Source organism: Streptomyces sp. NPDC033178, assembly GCF_055577685.1.
On record NZ_JBVIPT010000028.1, the window covers coordinates 34,948 to 54,446 of the forward strand.

At 71.3% G+C, this 19,499-nt stretch carries 13 protein-coding genes; 12 read left to right on the plus strand and 1 reads right to left on the minus strand.

The genetic code is table 11. The features are described from left to right. Positions 1–6 precede the first annotated feature (6 nt). The 9 genes from ACZ5VQ_RS44640 to obgE all read left to right on the plus strand — a co-directional run bounded on the left by ACZ5VQ_RS44640 (position 7) and on the right by obgE (position 13,528). Positions 7–2,103 carry a restriction endonuclease gene (locus ACZ5VQ_RS44640; RefSeq protein ID WP_469110012.1) on the plus strand — a complete coding sequence of 699 codons (2,097 nt, stop codon included), beginning with the start codon at positions 7–9 and terminating at the stop codon, positions 2,101–2,103. A gap of 108 nt (positions 2,104–2,211) precedes the next feature. Next, positions 2,212–2,745: a GNAT family N-acetyltransferase gene (locus ACZ5VQ_RS44645; RefSeq protein WP_469110013.1), complete on the plus strand. Its 534-nt coding sequence runs from the start codon at positions 2,212–2,214 to the stop codon at positions 2,743–2,745. Positions 2,746–2,850: 105 nt separating this feature from the next. Then, positions 2,851–4,143, plus strand: a complete 1,293-nt coding sequence (locus ACZ5VQ_RS44650; RefSeq protein ID WP_469110046.1) for a hypothetical protein — start codon at positions 2,851–2,853, stop codon at positions 4,141–4,143. 135 nt (positions 4,144–4,278) lie between these two features. Further along, positions 4,279–5,088, plus strand: coding sequence for a TIGR03936 family radical SAM-associated protein (locus ACZ5VQ_RS44655; protein WP_469110014.1), 810 nt, complete (start codon positions 4,279–4,281; stop codon positions 5,086–5,088). A gap of 249 nt (positions 5,089–5,337) precedes the next feature. Beyond that, a complete protein-coding gene (locus tag ACZ5VQ_RS44660; RefSeq protein ID WP_469110015.1) occupies positions 5,338–9,513 on the plus strand; it encodes an Rne/Rng family ribonuclease in 4,176 nt (1,391 codons plus the stop codon). Positions 9,514–9,791: 278 nt separating this feature from the next. After that, complete coding sequence (locus tag ACZ5VQ_RS44665) at positions 9,792–11,144, plus strand: phospholipase D-like domain-containing protein (RefSeq protein WP_362083410.1); 1,353 nt, start codon at positions 9,792–9,794, stop codon at positions 11,142–11,144. 209 nt (positions 11,145–11,353) lie between these two features. Further along, positions 11,354–11,674 (plus strand): 50S ribosomal protein L21, encoded by a 321-nt coding sequence (rplU, locus tag ACZ5VQ_RS44670; RefSeq protein WP_006374708.1) that lies wholly within the window; start codon positions 11,354–11,356, stop codon positions 11,672–11,674. Positions 11,675–11,688: 14 nt separating this feature from the next. Continuing rightward, positions 11,689–11,943, plus strand: coding sequence for a 50S ribosomal protein L27 (gene rpmA, locus ACZ5VQ_RS44675; protein WP_006374707.1), 255 nt, complete (start codon positions 11,689–11,691; stop codon positions 11,941–11,943). Positions 11,944–12,091: 148 nt separating this feature from the next. Beyond that, positions 12,092–13,528, plus strand: coding sequence for a GTPase ObgE (obgE, locus tag ACZ5VQ_RS44680; RefSeq protein WP_362083407.1), 1,437 nt, complete (start codon positions 12,092–12,094; stop codon positions 13,526–13,528). A 234-nt stretch (positions 13,529–13,762) separates the two neighbouring features. Here obgE and ACZ5VQ_RS44685 read toward each other — a convergent pair whose 3' ends face one another. Next, positions 13,763–15,847, minus strand: a complete 2,085-nt coding sequence (locus tag ACZ5VQ_RS44685; RefSeq protein ID WP_469110016.1) for a hypothetical protein — start codon at positions 15,845–15,847, stop codon at positions 13,763–13,765. Between the two features lie 435 nt (positions 15,848–16,282). Between ACZ5VQ_RS44685 and proB the strand changes: the two genes are divergently transcribed. From proB to ACZ5VQ_RS44700, 3 genes are all read left to right on the plus strand, one after another. Next, complete coding sequence (gene proB, locus ACZ5VQ_RS44690) at positions 16,283–17,389, plus strand: glutamate 5-kinase (RefSeq protein ID WP_469110017.1); 1,107 nt, start codon at positions 16,283–16,285, stop codon at positions 17,387–17,389. Between the two features lie 139 nt (positions 17,390–17,528). Next, a complete protein-coding gene (locus tag ACZ5VQ_RS44695; protein WP_055610583.1) occupies positions 17,529–17,987 on the plus strand; it encodes a hypothetical protein in 459 nt (152 codons plus the stop codon). Between the two features lie 74 nt (positions 17,988–18,061). Further along, the gene (locus ACZ5VQ_RS44700) at positions 18,062–19,348 is read left to right on the plus strand and encodes a glutamate-5-semialdehyde dehydrogenase (RefSeq protein WP_362083401.1); all 1,287 of its coding nucleotides are present in this window, start codon (positions 18,062–18,064) and stop codon (positions 19,346–19,348) included. The last annotated feature ends 151 nt before the right edge of the window (positions 19,349–19,499 follow it).

Sequence of the window (19,499 nt, forward strand, 5' to 3'; positions counted from 1 at the left end):
TAGAGCATGAGTCGTCGCTCCAATGGGTTGGTCGGGATCTGGGCCGAGGTCCAGCGGCAGCAGCAGCGTCAGGTGGAGGAGCAGGCGCGGCAGCAGCGGGAGTTCGACAGGCAACAGCGTTACCAGCAGAGGGAGTTGGCGCGCAGTCGGCGTGAGCATCAGGCCGCGTACCGGCAGCAGCGGGAGGCCGACGCGAGGCGGCGTACCGAGGAGTTGGACGCGCGGGTCGAGTCCCTGCAGGGGTTGCTGGCCGCGGGGTGCCGGGCGCCGACTTTCGGGACCGCCCAACTCGCCCGTGCCGAGCAGGTGGAGCCCTTCGCGCCCGGGCCGCTGGCGTATCCGAGGCCGATGCCCGATCCGAATCAGTACCAGGCGCAGGGCGGTTGGGGGCTCGGTGCGGGCCGGCGGGCCCAGGCGCAGGGCGAGGCGCGCGCCCGGTTCGAGCGAGACTGGCAGGCCGCGCAGGCCGCGGAGGGGCAGCGTCTGCAGCAACTGGCCGCCTACCAGCGGCAGTACGAGCAGTGGGCCGACGACCGGTTGCGTGAGATCCGTCAACACAACGCCGGTGTCGCCGAGATGGCCGCCGGGCTCCGCGACGGTGACCCCGAGGCCGTGGTGGAGTACTTCTCCGCGGCCCTCTACGCCTCCTCCGCGTGGCCCGAGGACCTGCCGCGCCAGGTGACGGCCGCGTACGACTCGCCCGCGCGACAGCTGGTGCTCAACTGGGAGCTGCCCGGGTACGACGTCGTACCCGAGGTGAAGCTCGTGCGGTACATGCCCGGAGCCGACCAGGACAAGGAGGCCCCTCGTCCGGCGACCCAGCGCCGCGCGCTGTACCGGGACGTGCTCGCGCAGTGCGTGCTCCTCGTCCTGCACGATCTCTTCGCGGCGGACGAGTTCGGGGCGCTGGAGTCGGTGGCGCTCAACGGGTTCGTCGACGACCACGACCCGGCGACGGGCAGGCAGGCGCGGATCTTCCTGGCCACGGTCATGGCGTCCCGTTCCGTCTTCACGGGGCTCCGTCTGGAGCAGGTCAGCGCCGTCGACTGCCTGGTGGACGGCTTACGGGGGCAGCTGTCGGCACGGCCCGACCAGCGTGCGGTCGTACGGCCCGGCCGACGGCCCGAGGACGTCGGCAACGGCGTCGTCACCCACGGGGGCGACGAGGAGCCGGATCTGTACGAGATGGACCCGGTCGCCTTCGAGGCGCTGGTCGCGGAGCTGTTCCGGGCCATGGGCATGCAGGCCGTGACGACCCAGCGGTCGAACGACGGCGGTGTGGACGTCGACGCGCTGGACCCGACGCCGATCCGGGGCGGCAAGATCGTCGTGCAGGTGAAGCGCTATCGCAACACCGTCCCGCCGACCGCCGTCCGCGACCTGTTCGGCACGGTCCAGGACGCAGGCGCCAACAAGGGCGTCCTCGTCACCACCTCCGGCTTCGGCCCCGGCTCGCACACCTTCGCCAACGGCAAGCCCCTGGAACTGGTCGCGGGCAACGAACTCGTCGACCTCCTGCACCGGCACGGGCTGCGCGGGCGCCTCGGGAACTCCGGCAGTCCGATTCCCGCCCAGCGCACACCGGAGGGACGTACACCGGGCGCCGACGACGGGACGGACGAGCACAACAGGCTCGGCATGTTCTGGACCGGCCAGGTCGCTCTGGACGTCTGCGCGCTCGTCTGCCACGGCAACCGGGTGCTGAGCGACGAGCACTTCGTCTTTTTCAACAACCCCCGGACACCGGACGGTACGGTCCGCGCGCTCGCCGCCGCCGCACCGGACAAGGCGGCGATCCGGGTGTCCTTCGACGCGTTGCCCGAGCTGGCCGACCGGCTCGTCCTCGTCGCCGCCGTCGACCCCGAGATCAACCCCGAGGCGGATCTCTCCGGCTTCACCGAGGCGGGCATCCGGCTGTCGGACGCCTCGGGAACCGAGCTGGGCCGCCTTGAGGTGTCCGACGGCCGGGCCGACGAGACAGCGTTGGTCCTGGGCTCCTTCCGCCGTCGGGCGGGCGGCGACTGGGACTTCGTGCTCGGCGGCAAGGGGTACCGGGGCGGCCTGGAGGAACTGATCCGGGAGTACGGGATCGACGTGGACTAGCGTCCTTGCCGCGCCGGGCGAACGCGCCGGGCGAACGCTCCGGTACACGGCCGGTCCACGGTGGAAAAGCCGTGGCCGCGTCTCGCCCGGGCCCGCCACAATGAGGCGATGCCGCAGCTCATCAGCCCCGACCCCCGGTTCCGGGTCTCCTTCCTCGACGCCGTGCGCGAAGACGTGGCCGAGGGGGAGTACTTCGGCGACACCCTCAAGCGGGAGCTCGCCGTGTACGGCGACAACTGGCAGGAGCCGGACGGCTTCGCGCGCTATGTCGCGGCGGTCCGTGAGGAGGAGCTGGAGGAGGGGCGGCGGCCCGAGGGCTTCGTGCCGGGCAGCTGGTTCTGGTATGTGGACGGGGCCGACTACCTGGGCCGGATCCAGATACGGCACCGGCTGACCCCGCATCTGCGGGACTTCGGCGGTCACATCGGCTACGGCGTACGGCCGACGGCGCGCAGACAGGGGTACGCCACGGCCATGCTCCGGGACGTCCTGCCGCACGCGCGTGACCTCGGGCTTGACCGGGTCCTCGTCACCTGTGACACCACCAACATCGGCTCCCGCAAGGTGATCGAGGCCAATGGTGGAGAGTTCGAGGACGAACGGGGCGGAAAGCTGCGGTTCTGGATCCGTACGGGCCATTGATGCGTCCTCGTTGATATGGACCTGGAGAAGTCGTCGCCGCCCGCGCCGCGTGAGTCGCCTGTGCCGCGTGGGACGCCCACGCAGCCCGTGACGCCCGAGTCGCCCATGGCGTCCGGTGCGCATGGTGTGCCCGCGCGGCGGGAGGACGCCGCTCCCGAGGGCTGCCTCGCCGTCGCGATCCGTATTCCGGTGCGGATCGTGGTGCTGGTGCTGGTCGTGCCGGTACGGATGGTGTGGGACGCGTTGGTCGTCGGCGGGCGTTTCCTCAAGGACACGCTGTTCCGGCCCCTGGGGCGAGCGTTCATGTGGGTGCTCGCGCCCGTGGGGCGGGCCGTCGCGTGGGTGGTCGAGGGGATCGCGACCGTCGTCGCGTGGCTGCTGACCGGCCTCGGGAACGCCCTGGCGTGGCTGGGCAAGCTGCTGTTCGTCTGGCCGTGGGTGGGGCTCTGGCGGTACGTGGCCGTGCCGCTGGGCCGCGCCCTGGCCTGGCTCGGGAACGTGCTGCTCGTCGTCCCCGCCGTCTGGCTGTACGAGCGCGTGCTGACGCCCTTCGGACACGGAGTGGTGTGGGCGCTGCGGGGGATCGGGGCCGGGTGCGCCTGGCTGTGGCGGGTGTCGGTCGTCGCTCCCGCCGTCTGGCTGTACCGGGCGCTGCTCGCACCGACCGGGCGGGGTTTCGCCTGGGCCGCGCTGGGGCTGTGGGGCGCCATCACATGGGTCGGCCGCGGTGTGTGGGCGGGCGTGACATGGGCTGCCCGGGGCCTCTGGAGCGGCGTCGTATGGGTCGCGAGTGGCGTGTGGGTCGGCGTCGTATGGGTCTCCCGTGGCCTGTGGGCCGGCATCACATGGATCGGCGGAGGTCTGTGGGCCGCCATGACATGGCTGGGGCGTGGGATCTGGGCGGGGGCGACCTGGATCGCCATGGTCGTCGGGACGCTTCTGCGGTGGATCTTCGTCGTGCCCGCGGTCGCCCTGTGGCGCTGGGTGCTCGCACCCGTCGGGCGGGGCCTCGCCGTCGTGGCGCGGGAGGTCGGCGAAGCCCTGGGACACGCGTGGCGCGTCGCCGGGTACATCTCGCTCGCCGTCGGACGCTTCCTCGGGCGACTCTTCCGGTGGATCTTCGTGGAGCCGGTGCGATGGGTGTACAGGAGCGTGCTCACCCCCGTCGGACACCTCGTACGGGACGCCGTCTGGCGGCCCGCGGCGGAGGCCGCCCGGAGTGTGGGCCGTACCACCCGGCAGGCCCTGGCGGGCGCCCGTGAGACGGCACGGCAGACCCGGGCCGACATCCGGCGCATGGTGTTCGGAGCGCCGCGCGAACCCGAGCCGGTCGCCCTGGCCAAGCCCCGGAACGAGCCCGAGCCGGTGTGCCTGGCCAAGCCCGGTGGAGGCCTGTAGTCCGGGCCGGACCGCTCCCGAGGGGAACCTGTGGGCGCCGAGGCACGTACTCTAGGTAGCAGTACGACCGCTCTCACGAAGGACTGAACGACACTGGGCAAGCGACAGCCCGAAGGCCCGCCGCCCGCACCCGCGGTGCAGCGCATTCGACTGCGCTACACCAAGCGCGGCCGCCTCCGGTTCACCAGCCACCGCGACTTCCAGCGTGCCTTCGAGCGTGCGCTGCGCCGCGCCGAGGTGCCCATGGCGTACTCGGCGGGGTTCACCCCACACCCGAAGGTGTCGTACGCCAATGCCGCACCCACCGGCACGGGCAGTGAGGCCGAGTACCTGGAGATCGCGCTCACCGACGCGCGTGACCCCGAGAAGCTGCGCCTTCTCCTCGACGAGTCGATGCCTGTCGGGCTCGACATCATCGACGCCGTGGAGGCCCGTACGTCGGGTCTCGCCGACCGGCTCACCGCGTCTGTATGGGAGCTGCGCCTCGACGGCGTGACCCCCGAGGACGCGGAGCGCGCGGTCGACGCTTTCACGTCGGCCGGGACCGTCGAGGTCCAGCGCAAGATGAAGAACGGCATGCGCACCTTCGACGCCCGCGGCGCAGTCGTGAGCCTGGAGGCGCGCACAGCACAACCCGAGACACAAACGTCACAGCCTGAGACGCACAGTCCACAGCCTGATAGGCCGACCGACCAGGCCTGTGCGATACTGCGGCTGGTTGTTCGGCACGTGACGCCTGCCGTTCGACCTGACGACGTCCTGTCCGGTCTCCGAGCTGTGGCCGACCTGGCGCCGCCGGTCCCCGCAGGGGTGATCAGGCTGGCGCAGGGGCTTTTCGATGAAGAGACCGGCACGGTGACCGACCCGCTCGCGCCCGACCGCGAGGCAGTGGCTGCCGCCTCACCCACGGCCGCGACCGCTGCCGCCGCGAAGGCACCGGCGTAAGGAAGGTCCCGCGTAAGGACGTACGTCGAAGCGCCGCCCTCGTATCCGGGAGCCACCTGGGTCGGGCAGCGCACCGACCAGAAGACTTTCGCCAGGCCGTACGCACACATGGCGTACGGAACCGGCGAGACAGGACACAGAGAGCTCCCGTGCGGCGCCCGCGCCCCGGACGGCGGCACCGCGCATCGCGCGAGCCGCGGACGTCACCGGATCCGCGGCGCCCGGGAGCCTGACGGGAGATCCACCCGCATGCTCGAACCGACCGAACCCGCTGAGCCCTCCAACGGCTCCGAGAACAGCACCCCCAGCGACACCCTGCCGCCGCGCAGGCGTCGTCGCGCCGCGTCCCGCCCCGCGGGACCGCCCGCCGGGAACACCGAGGGCGAGAGTGTGGCCGAGACCACCGCGCCGGCCATACCGGCCGTGAGCTCCACCGATCTTGCGACGGAGGAGCCGGAGGAGACCGAAGAGGCGGCTGCGGCCGCTGAAGCGGTGGCCCCAGAGAAGGCGGTCACTGAGACGTCTGTCACCGACGAGCCGGCGGCCGAGGCCGCCGCCGAACCTGCCGTACAGGCGGAGCCCGCAGCCGAGGAGGCTGCCCCGGCGCCGCGTACGCGCCGTCGGGCCACTCGTCGTGCGTCCGCTCCCGCCGGTGCGCCGCAGGCCGCCGAGGCGGCTGAGAGCGCAGGGCCCGCCGCGACCGCCGTGACCGAAGAGGCCGTCGCCGCCGCTCCTGCCGTACAGGCCGAGCCCGAGACGCCCGCCGCCGAGCCCGTGGCCGAGGAGGCCGCTCCGGCGCCGCGTACCCGCCGTCGGGCCACGCGCCGTGCCACCGCACCCGCCGGTGCGCCCACGGAGACCGAGGCCGCCGAGGCCGTAGTGACCACCGGGGCCGACGAGGCCGCCGTGGCCACGACCACCGCCCCGGCCGCCGCCGAGGCCGAAGAGGCGCCGGCCGTCGAGGCCGAGGACGCCGCCCCCAAGGGCCGTACCCGCCGCAGGGCCACCCGTCGGGCCACCGCGCCCACCGGTGCGCCGCAGGCCGAGGCCGAGGTGCCCGCGACGGCGCCCGCCGAGGCCGCCGCCGAGCCCGCCCGCCGCGCCACCCCGCCCGAGGCGGAGCGCGCCGAGACCCCCACCGCGACCGAGCCCGTCGAGGCCGATGTCCGCGACGAGCGCAGGGAGGCCCCCGTGGCCGCTGCCAAGAACGACCGGGCCCCCGAGGCCGACACCACCACCGACACCGAGGACGGCGCCCCGCGCCGCGCCCGCCGCCGTGCCACGCGCAAGGCCGCCGGAGGCTTCGCCGCGCCCGCGCCGGACAAGAGCGCGGAGACCGAGAAGGAATCCTCGCGGCGCCCCGCGCGTCCCTCGGTCGCCGTGTTCCAGGCGCCTGTCTTCACCGAGCCGATGTTCCAGACGCCGGAGCGCGCCGCGGCCGCCGCGGCTGCCGAGGCCGCCGAGGAGCCCGGGGCCCCCGAGGACATCGTGGAGCCGGTCCAGGAGGCCGCCCCCGTCGCCGAGGAGGAGACCGGCGGATCGCGCAGGCGCCGCCGCAGCAGGAAGGCCGAGGAGCCCGCCGCCCCCGTGGCGGAGGCCCCCGAGCCCGAGGAGGAGCCCGTCGACGAGGAGTCCGCGGAGGACACCGCCGACGACTCCGCCGAGGGTGACGACGGCGAGGAGACCGGTTCACGCCGTCGGCGCCGTCGTGGCGGCCGTCGCCGCCGCCGGGGCGAGTCCGCCGAGGCGGACGGCGAGTCGGGAGACGGTGACGACTACGCCGCCGAGCGGTCCGAGCAGGCTGCCCAGGATGCCGAGGACACCGCCGAGCAGACGGAAGAGGACGCCGAGGACGAGCGCGAGGAGGCGGGCGGCTCCAGCAGCAGCCGTCGCCGTCGGCGCCGTCGTCGTCGCGCCGGTGACTCGTCCGGCGAGGCCGAGACGAGCGACAACGACCCCGAGCGCACGGTCGTCAAGGTCCGTGAGCCGCGCAGCAAGAACCAAGAGCGGGCCGACGCCTCGGACGAGGTGCAGTCCATCAAGGGCTCGACCCGTCTGGAGGCCAAGAAGCAGCGCCGCCGCGAGGGGCGCGAGCAGGGCCGCCGCCGCGTTCCGATCATCACCGAGGCCGAGTTCCTGGCCCGTCGTGAGGCCGTCGAGCGTGTGATGGTCGTCCGCCAGAGCGGCGAGCGCACCCAGATCGGCGTCCTGGAAGACAACGTGCTCGTCGAGCACTACGTCAACAAGGAGCAGGCCACCTCGTACGTCGGCAACGTCTACCTGGGCAAGGTCCAGAACGTGCTGCCGTCGATGGAGGCCGCCTTCATCGACATCGGCAAGGGCCGCAACGCCGTGCTGTACGCCGGTGAGGTCAACTTCGAGGCGCTGGGCATGGCCAACGGCCCCCGCCGCATCGAGAGTGCCCTCAAGTCCGGCCAGTCGGTCCTCGTGCAGGTCACCAAGGACCCGATCGGCCACAAGGGCGCCCGCCTCACCAGCCAGGTGTCCCTCCCCGGCCGCTACCTGGTCTACGTGCCCGAGGGCTCGATGACCGGCATCAGCCGCAAGCTGCCCGACACCGAGCGCGCGCGTCTGAAGACCATCCTCAAGAAGATCGTCCCCGAGGACGCGGGCGTCATCGTGCGCACCGCCGCCGAGGGCGCGAGCGAGGACGAGCTGCGCCGTGACGTCGAGCGGCTCCAGGCGCAGTGGGAGGACATCCAGAAGAAGGCGAAGGGCGGCAACGCACCGACGCTTCTCTACGGCGAGCCGGACATGACCGTCCGCGTCGTCCGCGACATCTTCAACGAGGACTTCACCAAGGTCATCGTGAGCGGCGACGAGGCGTGGGAGACCATCCACGGGTACGTCGCCCATGTCGCGCCCGACCTGGCCGACCGCCTGTCGAGGTGGACCTCCGAGGTCGACGTCTTCGCGACGTACCGGATCGACGAGCAGCTCGCCAAGGCGCTGGACCGCAAGGTCTGGCTGCCGAGCGGTGGTTCGCTGGTCATCGACAAGACCGAAGCGATGATCGTCATCGACGTCAACACCGGCAAGTTCACCGGTCAGGGCGGCAACCTCGAAGAGACGGTCACCAGGAACAACCTGGAGGCGGCCGAGGAGATCGTGCGCCAGCTGCGGCTGCGCGACCTCGGCGGCATCGTCGTCATCGACTTCATCGACATGGTCCTGGAGTCCAACCGCGACCTGGTGCTGCGCCGCCTCCTGGAGTGCCTGGGACGCGACCGTACGAAGCACCAGGTCGCCGAGGTGACCTCGCTGGGCCTCGTCCAGATGACCCGTAAGCGGGTCGGCCAGGGCCTGTTGGAGTCGTTCTCCGAGACCTGCGTCCACTGCAACGGCCGTGGCGTGATCGTGCACATGGAGCAGCCGACCTCCGCCGGAGGCGGCGGCAAGCGCAAGAAGCGCGGCCGTGGCGGTGCCGAGCAGACCCACGACCACGACCACGAGCACACGCACGAGGCGGAGACGGCCGAGCCCGACGAGACGGCGGCCGAGGTCGCCGCGGAGGCCGCCGAGCCGGTCGCGCTGCCCGAGCCCGAGTTCGTACCGGACGAGGACCTCTACAGCAGCGCCGCCGAGGCGGAGGCCGCGGCCACGCGGGGCCGTTCGCGGCGCCGTGCCGGCAGGCGTGCGTCGGCCCCGGCCGGCGCGCCGAGGTCCGAGAGCCGTCGCTCCGAGCGCCGCTCGGAGGCTCCGACGGCCCAGTCCGTGACGTCGCAGGACGAGGTCGAGCGTCCCGTGCAGCCGGAGCAGGCCGCCACCGCGCAGGCCGAGCCCGCCGCCGCCGAGGACCCGGTGGTCGAGGCCCCGGCGGCCGCGGCCCCCGCCGTCGAGGACGCCGCGCCCAAGGGGCGTACGCGCCGTCGGGCGACCCGCAAGGCCACCGCGCCCGCCGGTTCGCCCAAGGCCGCGGAGGAGGCCGTGGTGACCGTCACCGAGCCGGTCGCCGCACCCGTCGAGCCCAAGGCCGAGCCGGTCGCCGAGCCGCAGCCGGAGCCCGCCACGGACAGCGCCGCCCCGCCGCGGGCGCGCCGCCGTGCGGTCCGCAAGGCCACCGCTCCCACCGCGCCCGCGGAGACGGCCGTCATGGTCGTCCCCTCGGCCTCGGCGGAGGCTCCCGCGGAAGCCCGGACGGAGGCCGCCGAGGCCCCCGCGGAGGCGTCCGGCGACGGAGAGGCCCCGGCCAAGAAGACGGCCCGCAAGACGGCCAAGAAGGCGCCCGCGAAGAAGGCCGCCGCGAAGAAGACGACGACGGCCAAGAAGACGGCCGCCAAGAAGACCGTGGCCAAGAAGACGGCGAAGACCGCCAAGACGGCCACGAAGTCGACGTCGAAGAAGACCGCGGCGGCGGAGCAGCAGACTCCGTCCACCGTCACGGCCTCCACCGACGAGGGCTGAGCACCCGCGTAACCGAAGACGCCCCCTGGCCCGCGGTCCGACCGCAGGCCAGGGGGCGTTCGGCTGCTCGGACGACGCTCCGTCAGGGGAACCGAACCGCCGTGACTTCCGCCCGGTTTGGGGGCTCCTGACATGTTTTCAGAAGCATCACGGTCATCACAATCACCCCCCGCCTCTTGGAAGGCGATCATCTACCTGTAAAACTCATGCAGTCATAGGCGTGAACACACGGGTGTGCGTTGGGGAGACGCTCACACGTGTCAGGGGAGGGGATTGGAATGGCGCGCGTGCGCCTGAAGGGCACTGGGCGACACCGTGCCGTAAAGCCGGTCAAGGGTGGGCGGCAGGCTGTCGCGCTGGCCACGGTGCTGTCCGCGGCGGGTGGACAGGCCGTCATGTCGGCGGGTACCGCACAGGCCGTGGACAACCCGGCGTGGACCGAGGGGCCGATCTTCAACGACCCGCTCGGTACGGCCGACGAGCAGACCGCGATCCGTACGAGGCTCATCGAGCTGACGAACGCCGCGCTGCCCGGCTCCACGATCAAGGTCGCGGTCTACCACGTCTGGGAGGCCTCGGTCGTCAACGCGCTCGTGGCGGCCAAGAACCGTGGCGTCGACGTCCAGGTGCTGCTCGACGAGTCCAGCATCAGCGACCGCCCCACCAACACCGCGTACGGCACGCTGGCCTCGGGGCTCGGCACGGACCGTACGCAGGGTTCGTACGTCGCGACCTGCCCGGAGAACAAGTCGTGCCTCGGCGACCCGAAGTTCGGGCAGTCGATCATGCACAACAAGTTCTGGCTGTTCTCGGCGGTCAAGGGCGCCACGAACGTGGTCGTCGAGACCACCTCGAACTCCACGCCGTCGGCGCACACCAAGTTCTTCAACGACGCGTTGCTGCTGCCGAACAACCCGACGATGTACGACGCCTACGCGGACTACTTCGACACGATGGTCGCGCAGGACTGGGAGTCCTGGAACTACCGCACGGTGAGCAACGGCCTCTACAAGGCGTACTTCTTCCCGCGGGCCGGCAACACCCGGGCCACCGACACGGTGTACTCGATCCTCAACAACGTGACCTGCAAGTACAAGGACACCGCGGGCGTCACGCAGTCGACCAAGGTCCGGGTGGCGATCTTCAAGATCACACGGCTGGCCATCGCGGAGAAGCTGGTCTCACTGAAGAAGGCGGGCTGCTCCGTGAGCATCGTCTACGCGGAGTCGGACAGCGCCAAGAGCAGCGGTGGCACCGCGGGCACGTGGGAGAAGCTGCACACCACCGGCGGCCCGACCGTGCGCTGCTACAACGACGACCGGGACCCGCTGAACCCCGGCCAGAAGCTGTCGACGCCGTACATCATCCACTCCAAGTACATCCTCATCGACGGCATGTACGACGGCGTGAAGAACAAGGTCAGTTTCACCGGCTCCGGCAACTACACGGGCCCGGCGCTGCGCGAGAACGACGAGTCGATCGTGAAGGTCGACGACGACGCCGTGCACGACATGTACAAGGTCCACTTCGACCGGGTGACCAAGGCGGCCTATCCGGGCACCGCGGACACCACGGACCTGTGCAAGGGCGTGAAGCCGCTGCCCGACGACGGTGAGAAGCCGACCACGTAGGTCCTGGTCAGGTCCTGGTGAGGAGCCGCCCCCGACCCGGTTTGACCCCCAGGTCGGGGCCCCGTAACCTTGACCCTCGGTGTGTTTACTGACGCACCGCATTCCCGTAAACCTCTTCCTCCCGGTGGTTCGCGCCCCGGGAGAGGCCGCCTGCTTTCCTCGGCGGCTGGACTGCGGGGATTCCGATTTCGAGCGAGAGAGAGATCCGCGTGTACGCCATCGTGCGCAGCGGTGGTCGCCAGCACAAGGTTGCTGTCGGCGACATCGTTGAGGTTGACAAGATTTCCACTGCCAAGGTTGGCGACACGGTCGAGCTCTCGACCCTGCTCGTTGTCGACGGCGACGCCGTGACGAGTGACCCGTGGGTCCTTGCCGGCATCAAGGTCCAGGCCGAGATCGTGGATCACCACAAGGGTGTGAAGATCGACATCCTTCGCTACAAGAACAAGACCGGCTACCGCCGTCGTCAGGGCCACCGCCAGCAGTACACGGCGATCAAGGTCACTGAGATCCCCGCGGCTGCGAAGTAAGGGACTGAGGAGAGATGGCACACAAGAAGGGCGCATCGTCCACCCGGAACGGTCGCGACTCCAATGCTCAGCGGCTCGGCGTGAAGCGCTTCGGCGGTCAGGTCGTCAACGCCGGTGAGATCCTGGTCCGCCAGCGCGGCACCCACTTCCACCCCGGCGCCAGCGTCGGCCGCGGCAAGGACGACACGCTGTTCGCCCTCGCCGCCGGTGCGGTGGAGTTCGGTACCCACCGTGGCCGCAAGGTCGTGAACATCGTTCCGGTCGCCTGACCGGATCTTTCGCGAGGCGGACCTCACTTCCCGTACGGGAAGCGGGTCCGCCTTTCGCGTGTTTTAACTGAGTAGTGATCACTGAGCGGCGAAGACCGCCGGGTGATCATCGATGAGAGATTTCCGTACGTAACTGGAGGCACATCCCATGACCACCTTCGTGGACCGCGTCGAGCTGCATGTCGCCGCGGGTAGCGGAGGTCACGGCTGTGCCTCCGTCCACCGTGAGAAGTTCAAGCCGCTCGGCGGCCCGGACGGCGGCAACGGCGGCCGTGGCGGTGACGTGATCCTGGTCGTCGACCAGTCCGTCACCACGCTCCTCGACTACCACCACTCCCCGCACCGCAAGGCCACCAACGGCAAGCCCGGCGAGGGCGGCAACCGATCCGGCAAGGACGGCCAGGACCTGGTCCTGCCGGTGCCGGACGGCACGGTGATCCAGGACAAGGCGGGGAACGTACTCGCGGACCTGGTCGGCCAGGGCACGACCTTCGTCGCCGCACAGGGCGGCCGGGGCGGCCTCGGCAACGCGGCGCTGGCCTCGGCGCGCCGCAAGGCGCCCGGCTTCGCGCTGCTCGGCGTGCCCGGTGACCTCCAGGACATCGTCCTTGAGCTGAAGACGGTCGCGGACGTCGCGCTCGTCGGCTACCCGAGCGCGGGCAAGTCCTCGCTGATCTCGGTCCTGTCGGCCGCCAAGCCGAAGATCGCGGACTACCCGTTCACGACCCTCGTCCCCAACCTCGGTGTGGTGACGGCGGGTTCGACCGTCTACACGATCGCGGACGTGCCGGGACTGATCCCCGGGGCGAGCCAGGGCAAGGGCCTCGGCCTGGAGTTCCTGCGCCATGTGGAGCGCTGCGAGGTGCTCGTCCACGTCCTCGACACGGCGACCCTGGAGTCCGACCGCGACCCGGTCTCCGACCTCGACATCATCGAGGAGGAGCTGAAGCAGTACGGCGGCCTCGGCAACCGGCCCCGGCTGGTCGTCCTCAACAAGATCGACGTACCGGACGGCAAGGACCTGGCCGAGATGGTCCGCCCGGAGCTGGAGGCGCGCGGCTACCAGGTCTTCGAGGTCTCGGCGGTGGCCCACACGGGCCTCAAGGAGCTCTCCTTCGCCCTCGCCGGCCTGGTCTCACAGGCCCGTGCGGCGAAGCCCGAGGAGGAGGCCACCCGTATCGTCATCCGCCCGAAAGCGGTCGACGACGCCGGCTTCACGGTGGTCAAGGAGGAGGACGGACTCTTCCGCGTACGCGGCGAGAAGCCCGAGCGCTGGGTCCGTCAGACCGACTTCAGCAACGACGAGGCCGTCGGCTACCTCGCCGACCGGCTCAACCGCCTCGGTGTGGAGGACTCGCTGATGAAGGCGGGGGCCCGGCACGGCGACGGGGTCGCCATCGGCCCCGAGGAGAACGCGGTCGTCTTCGACTGGGAGCCGACGGTCATGGCGGGGGCCGAGATGCTCGGTCGCCGTGGCGAGGACCACCGGTTCGAGGCGCCTCGGCCCGCCGTCACGCGGCGACGCGAGAAGCAGGCGGAGCGCGACGAGGCGGACCAGGAGTTCGACGACTTCGACCCGTTCTAGACCGGACCGCAACCGGGGGCTCGGTCCCCAGGCCCCACGGTCCGTATGCACACTGCTGGCCGGTGGGGGCCGTTCGCGAGGTTCCCTCGCCCCAGGCTTCTATCTTTTAAGGGGCGCGGGGAACCGCGCAGCCAAGCCCCCACTCACCCGCACCCGAAAACGTACGCAAGCAAAACAGGAAGAGGGCCCGGAGAAACTCCGGGCCCTCTTCCCACGTGCTCCCCGCGGCAGCGGCTACGCGTTGACGGAGTCGTCCGCCTCGTTCGGGTCCTGCGCGGCCTCCTCGGCCGCGTCCTCCTTCGCGGAGCGCGGGGAGGGGATCTCCGCGGCGAGGCGGGACTCCATGCGGACGCGCCGCTCGTCGGCCTTGGTGCAGAGGTCGTCGATCGCCGCGTCGAAGCGGGCGAGCGACGGCGGGTCGGACGGGCCGAGCAGGTGCTCCTTGAGCTCGGCACGGGCCGCCGTGAAGTGGTCCTTCTCCGGGTGGCGGACCGACTCCAGGAGCGCGGGCACGCCTCCCGCCTTGGGCGTCAGGATGGCGCCCGCGGACACGGTCGGGAAGCCCGCACGGAACGCCGCCTCGGACATCCCCGAGGTGTTGGCGACCGCGTACGGCTTCTCGCTCGACAGCCAGTCGGAGACGACCGAGGAGACATCGCTGATCAGCAGGTCCGCCTGGTTGAAGCAGGCGAAGATGGCCGGCCGCGCGTCCGTGATGATCTGGTGCTCCCACTCCGGGAAGGACGCCCAGTAGGCCTTCTCCCAGGCCAGCGTGGCCTCGACGATGGCGGCCTCGCGGTCGCCCCGCGGCGCGCCCTGGAGCAGCATCCGCTCCATCTCGTCCGCGCTCTCACGGAAGTCGGTGGACGTGAGCTTGTCCAACTCGGCCGTGCGGCGCGTCAGTTCGGCGGCGGCACCGGCGTCCGGACGCGCGCCCGACCGCTTGGTGTTGGCTTCGCGGATCATCGCCATGATGCGCTGGTTCGCGGCGCCCGCCCGCGGGTCGACGGAACCCGTCATCGGGTGCGGCTTGTAGAGGAGCCGCACGCCCTCGTCGGCGAGCAGCCGCTTCACGATGTTCTCGCCGGCCAGCACCACCGAGGTGTTGCCGGGGTTGCCGTCCCAGCCCTCCCAGGTGGGGGCGTACAGCACGGTCGTGTACGTGCCCGTCGGCGCCCCGGAGTAGGGGCGGATCGGCGCCAGCTGCGGGCGGCCGACCTCCACGATGTCCTTGTCCTCGACGCCGACCTCGGCCAGCGCGTACCGCTCGCGCGCCGCGGGACCGGCCACCCACACCTCGTCGTACGCCTTCGCGTACGGGTTGCAGGAGGACAGCTTGTCGGACTCGCCGTGGTTGATGAAGGCGTGCTTGATCGTGGGGATGCGCAGGACCTGCGAGGTCTTCGCGGCGTTGGCCGGGTGCAGCATCATCTTCAGCGTCGAGTTCTCCAGCGAGAACATCGTCGTGACCTTGGGGAAGCAGATGACCGGGACGTCCGTGGCGTCGATCTTCTGGACCATGAAGCGCTCACGCAGCACGATCAGCGGCTTGGCGTTGACCGAGGAGAGCGTGGAGAGCCACATATTCGCCTGGTACGCGGAGGTCGTACCGCCCGAGAAGTACATGGCGACGGTCGGCCGGTAGTCGGCCAGCCACTCGTCCAGCCACTCCATCACCTTCTGCTCGCTCTTGGCGCGCTTCTTCGGCAGCAGCCAGGTGGCGAGGTAGGCCGTGCCGCCGCCGATCAGGACGAGCGCGACGCCGACGCCGATGGCGCCCCAGTACGCGTCCGTGGTGGCCGCGGTGACCATCAGGCCGGCCGTGGTCGGGATCGAGAAGGTGAGCAGGCGGTGACCCGGGCGGCGGGCCAGGATGCGCGGCGGCGCGGCGCTCAGACGCAGCGCGGACGCGTCGATGTTGCGGGTGACGATCGGCAGCGTACGGGTGCGGCGGACCACGACCGCGGCGGCCTGGCAGGCGAAGTGCAGGGCGTAGAACACGCACATCGCGACCAGCAGCGGTGCCTGCTCGCGCGTCGGGTTGATGCCCTCGATCCGCAGCAGCCCCACCAGGATCAGCATGTCGCGCAGCAACTGCCGGACCGTGACGTCGAAGCGGACCTTGCCCAGGAGCGAGAGCAGACCGGGGTCCCGGTACTGCAGGAACACGTCGAGGGCGAGCCCGGCGGCGCTCGCGGCGATGAACACCGGGACGTTCGGCAGCAGAGCGGAGACGATCTGCGCCGTGAAGAGCGCGAACATCGAGAGCAGCGCCGACAGCTGCACGATGCGGCGGGGGGCGAGTCCGGCGGAGGGCACGGAATGGGCTCCTGCGAGGGATGCGACGGATGGGGGGAAACATGGGGGTCGGCCTCGTCATGCCTCGCGAATCCCCGCGATTTCTCGCGGATCCTCGTGCCAGCGGGAAGCCGATCCCTGACCGTATGACTTCGGCGGGCCCGCTAGCAATCTTGCGTGAGGTCATTCACCGTATTTCGGGCTAAAAAGACTGGAACCTGTGAGCTGGTTCTCTCGTCTTCCTCACTCGGGCCTCCGCGGCCCTCCTGCCGTCCGCCACTCGAAACGCGGCGGCGCCGGCCACCCTCGGTCACGTAGATTGCACAGACCGGGCTGGTCGGAACATTGGGGTACAGCGTGTCAGCGGCAAGGCAGGCGGCAGGGCAGGCGGCGAGTCGGGACGAAGGGGCGGCCCGAAGGGCCTCGGTTGAGGGCGGTGGCGGGAGACGGGCGGGCGTGGCGGAGGCCCGCAGGATCGTCGTCAAGGTGGGCTCCTCGTCCCTGACCACCGCGTCCGGAGGCCTCGACGCCGACCGGGTGGACGCCCTCGTGGACGTCCTCGCCAAGGCGCGCAGCGGCGGTGAGAGGGAGATCGTCCTCGTCTCGTCCGGTGCCATCGCCGCGGGCCTGGCCCCGCTGGGCCTGCGCCGCCGCCCCAGGGACCTCGCCCGCCAGCAGGCCGCCGCCAGCGTCGGCCAGGGCCTCCTGGTCGCCCGCTACACCGCTTCCTGCGCCCGCTACGGCGTCCGGGTCGGCCAGGTGCTGCTCACCTCCGACGACATGAGCCGCCGCGCCCACCACCGCAACGCCTCGCGCACCCTCGACAAGCTCCTCGCGATGGGCGCCCTGCCGGTCGTCAACGAGAACGACACCGTGGCCACGGACGAGATCCGCTTCGGCGACAACGACCGGCTCGCCGCCCTCGTCGCCCACCTCGTCCGCGCCGACCTGCTGGTCCTCCTCTCCGACGTGGACGGGGTGTACGACGGCGACCCCGGCAAGCCCGGCACGTCACGGATAGCGGAAGTGCGCACCCCGGCGGACCTCGCGCACGTGGACATCGGCAGCGCGGGCAAGGCGGGCGTCGGCACCGGCGGCATGGTCACCAAGGTCGAGGCGGCCCGCATCGCGGCCGCGGCCGGGATCCCCGTGGTGCTGACGAGCGCGGTGCACGCCGCGGACGCCCTCGCGGGCCGGGACACCGGCACCTACTTCCACTCCACGGGCCGCCGCTCCGCCGACCGGCTCCTGTGGCTCCAGCACGCGTCAACCCCGCAGGGCGCCCTCACTCTCGACGACGGGGCCGTGCGCGCGGTCGTCGAGCGGCGTACGTCCCTGCTGCCGGCCGGCATCGCGGGCGTCGAGGGCGACTTCGCCGCGGGCGATCCCGTCGAACTGCGCGACAGCGCGGGCCGGGCGGTCGCCCGGGGACTGGTGAACTTCGACGCCAAGGAGATCCCGCAGCTGATCGGCCGCTCCACGCACGAGCTGGCCCGCGAGCTGGGTCCGGCGTACGAACGCGAAGTCGTACACAGGGACGATCTGGTGCTGCTCCACCCGTAAACGGCCGAAAGGAAGGCCCCCGCCGGTGGACGTTCCGTAAAACCGTCACACGGAGGCTTCCCACCTGCTCAACTTTGTTTCAGGGAGACCCCCTCAGTCCGAGCGGACCCATTGCGTAAAGGAGGCCGTCGTGAGACGAGTGCGCCCTGGGGCGGCGGCGTCCCGCGGTGGTGTCGGCTCCCGGGTGGCCGGCGAGGAGCGGGCCCTCACCAGCGTCGCGGCCGGCGACACCTACGAGGTCGAGGAGCCGCAGGACCTGCCGAGGCTGTGGCACGTCACGCTGAGCGTCTCGGGTGCCGAGGCCCCGCTGAAGGAGGTCAGGCGCGGTCTGGAGCAGCTCGCCCACGACCATCCCTTTCTGCTGACCAGCCGCTATGCCAACGACCACGCGGAGATCCGCTACTGGGAAGAGGCCCGCGACCTGCACGACGCCGCCGCTGTCGCGCTGCGCCTGTGGGGCGAGCACCGCCAGACCGCGAAACTGCCGCCCTGGGAGATCGTCGGCCTGGAGGTCATCGACCGCGAGACCTACCACCAGCGCATCGCTGAGGGATACGGACCGCTGCCGGCGACACCTGTGGGCGTACACCCTTTCTAGGGGCATTTCAGGACCTGTCTCGCGGTGTGGGACAACGGCTGAACAGCTCTCGCGGGCGCACTACCCTGCGGGATATGACCACGCTCTCGCCGTACGACTCGATGTCCCCGGTCACCCAGGCCGCCTACCGTGCCAAGGGCGCCGCCGCCGACCTCGCCCCGCTCCCGCGGGCCGAGAAGGACGACGCGTTGCTCGCGATCGCGGACGCGCTGGAGGTCCGTACGAGCGAGATCGTCGAGGCCAACGCCAAGGACGTCGAGCGCGCCCGTGAGGCCGGCACCAGCGAGTCGGTCATCGACCGGCTGACGCTCACCCCCGAGCGGATCCGCGCGATCGCCTCGGACGTACGCGACGTGGTGGCGCTGCCCGACCCGGTGGGCGAGGTCGTCCGCGGCTCGACCCTGCCCAACGGCATCGACCTGCGCCAGGTCCGCGTCCCGCTCGGCGTGGTCGGGATCATCTACGAGGCCCGCCCGAACGTGACGGTCGACGCGGCCGCCCTCTGCCTGAAGTCCGGCAACGCGGTGCTGCTGCGCGGCTCGTCCTCCGCCTACGAGTCCAACACCGCCCTCGTACGGGTCCTGCGCGACGCGGTGGGCGGCTCGGGCCTGCCCGCCGACGCCGTACAGCTCGTGCCCGGCGAGGGCCGGGAGTCCGTACGGGAGCTGATGCGCGCCCGCGGTCTCGTCGACGTGCTCATCCCGCGCGGCGGGGCCTCCCTGATCCAGACGGTCGTCCAGGAGTCCATCGTCCCGGTCATCGAGACCGGCACCGGCAACTGCCACGTCTACGTCGACGCGCAGGCCGACCTCGACATGGCGATCGACATCCTGATCAACTCCAAGGCGCAGCGGCCCAGCGTCTGCAACGCCGCCGAGACGCTCCTCGTCCACCAGGACATCGCGCCCGAGTTCCTGCCCCGTGCCCTCGACGCCCTCGCGGACGCCGGGGTCACCGTGCATGCCGACGAGCGCGTCCTCGCGTACGCCAAGGACTCCAGGGCCACCGTCGTCGAGGCCACGACCGAGGACTGGGACACCGAGTACCTGTCGTACGACATCGCCGCCGCCGTCGTCGACTCGCTCGACAGGGCCGTGGCGCACATCCGGCTCTGGAGCTCCGGGCACACGGAGGCGATCGTCACCACCTCGCAGCAGGCCGCCCGCCGGTTCACCCAGCTGGTCGATTCCACGACGGTCGCCGTGAACGCGTCCACGCGCTTCACCGACGGCGGTCAGTTCGGCTTCGGCGCGGAGATCGGGATCTCCACGCAGAAGCTGCACGCGCGGGGGCCGATGGGGCTGCCGGAGCTGACGAGCACGAAGTACATCGTTACGGGTGACGGGCACATCCGCCGCTGAGGGGGCCGTCGGCTCTCCGCGGCCGGGCGGGGCCTTCGGCTCTCCGAGGACCCGCTGAAGGGGCTTCCCGGGGCGTGTCCGGGGGCTCTCGGGGACGTGGCGAGGGGCGCTCGGGGAACTCGCCGAGAAAACCCCGCACGGAGTGTTTGGG

Coding starts and splice junctions, on each gene's coding strand:
- ACZ5VQ_RS44640 (WP_469110012.1), top strand. CDS start 7: ATGAGTCGTCGCTCCAATGGGTTGGTCGGGATCTGGGCCGAGGTCCAG.
- ACZ5VQ_RS44645 (WP_469110013.1), top strand. CDS start 2,212: ATGCCGCAGCTCATCAGCCCCGACCCCCGGTTCCGGGTCTCCTTCCTC.
- ACZ5VQ_RS44650 (WP_469110046.1), top strand. CDS start 2,851: ATGGCGTCCGGTGCGCATGGTGTGCCCGCGCGGCGGGAGGACGCCGCT.
- ACZ5VQ_RS44660 (WP_469110015.1), top strand. CDS start 5,338: ATGCTCGAACCGACCGAACCCGCTGAGCCCTCCAACGGCTCCGAGAAC.
- ACZ5VQ_RS44665 (WP_362083410.1), top strand. CDS start 9,792: ATGGCGCGCGTGCGCCTGAAGGGCACTGGGCGACACCGTGCCGTAAAG.
- rpmA (WP_006374707.1), top strand. CDS start 11,689: ATGGCACACAAGAAGGGCGCATCGTCCACCCGGAACGGTCGCGACTCC.
- obgE (WP_362083407.1), top strand. CDS start 12,092: ATGACCACCTTCGTGGACCGCGTCGAGCTGCATGTCGCCGCGGGTAGC.
- ACZ5VQ_RS44700 (WP_362083401.1), top strand. CDS start 18,062: ATGACCACGCTCTCGCCGTACGACTCGATGTCCCCGGTCACCCAGGCC.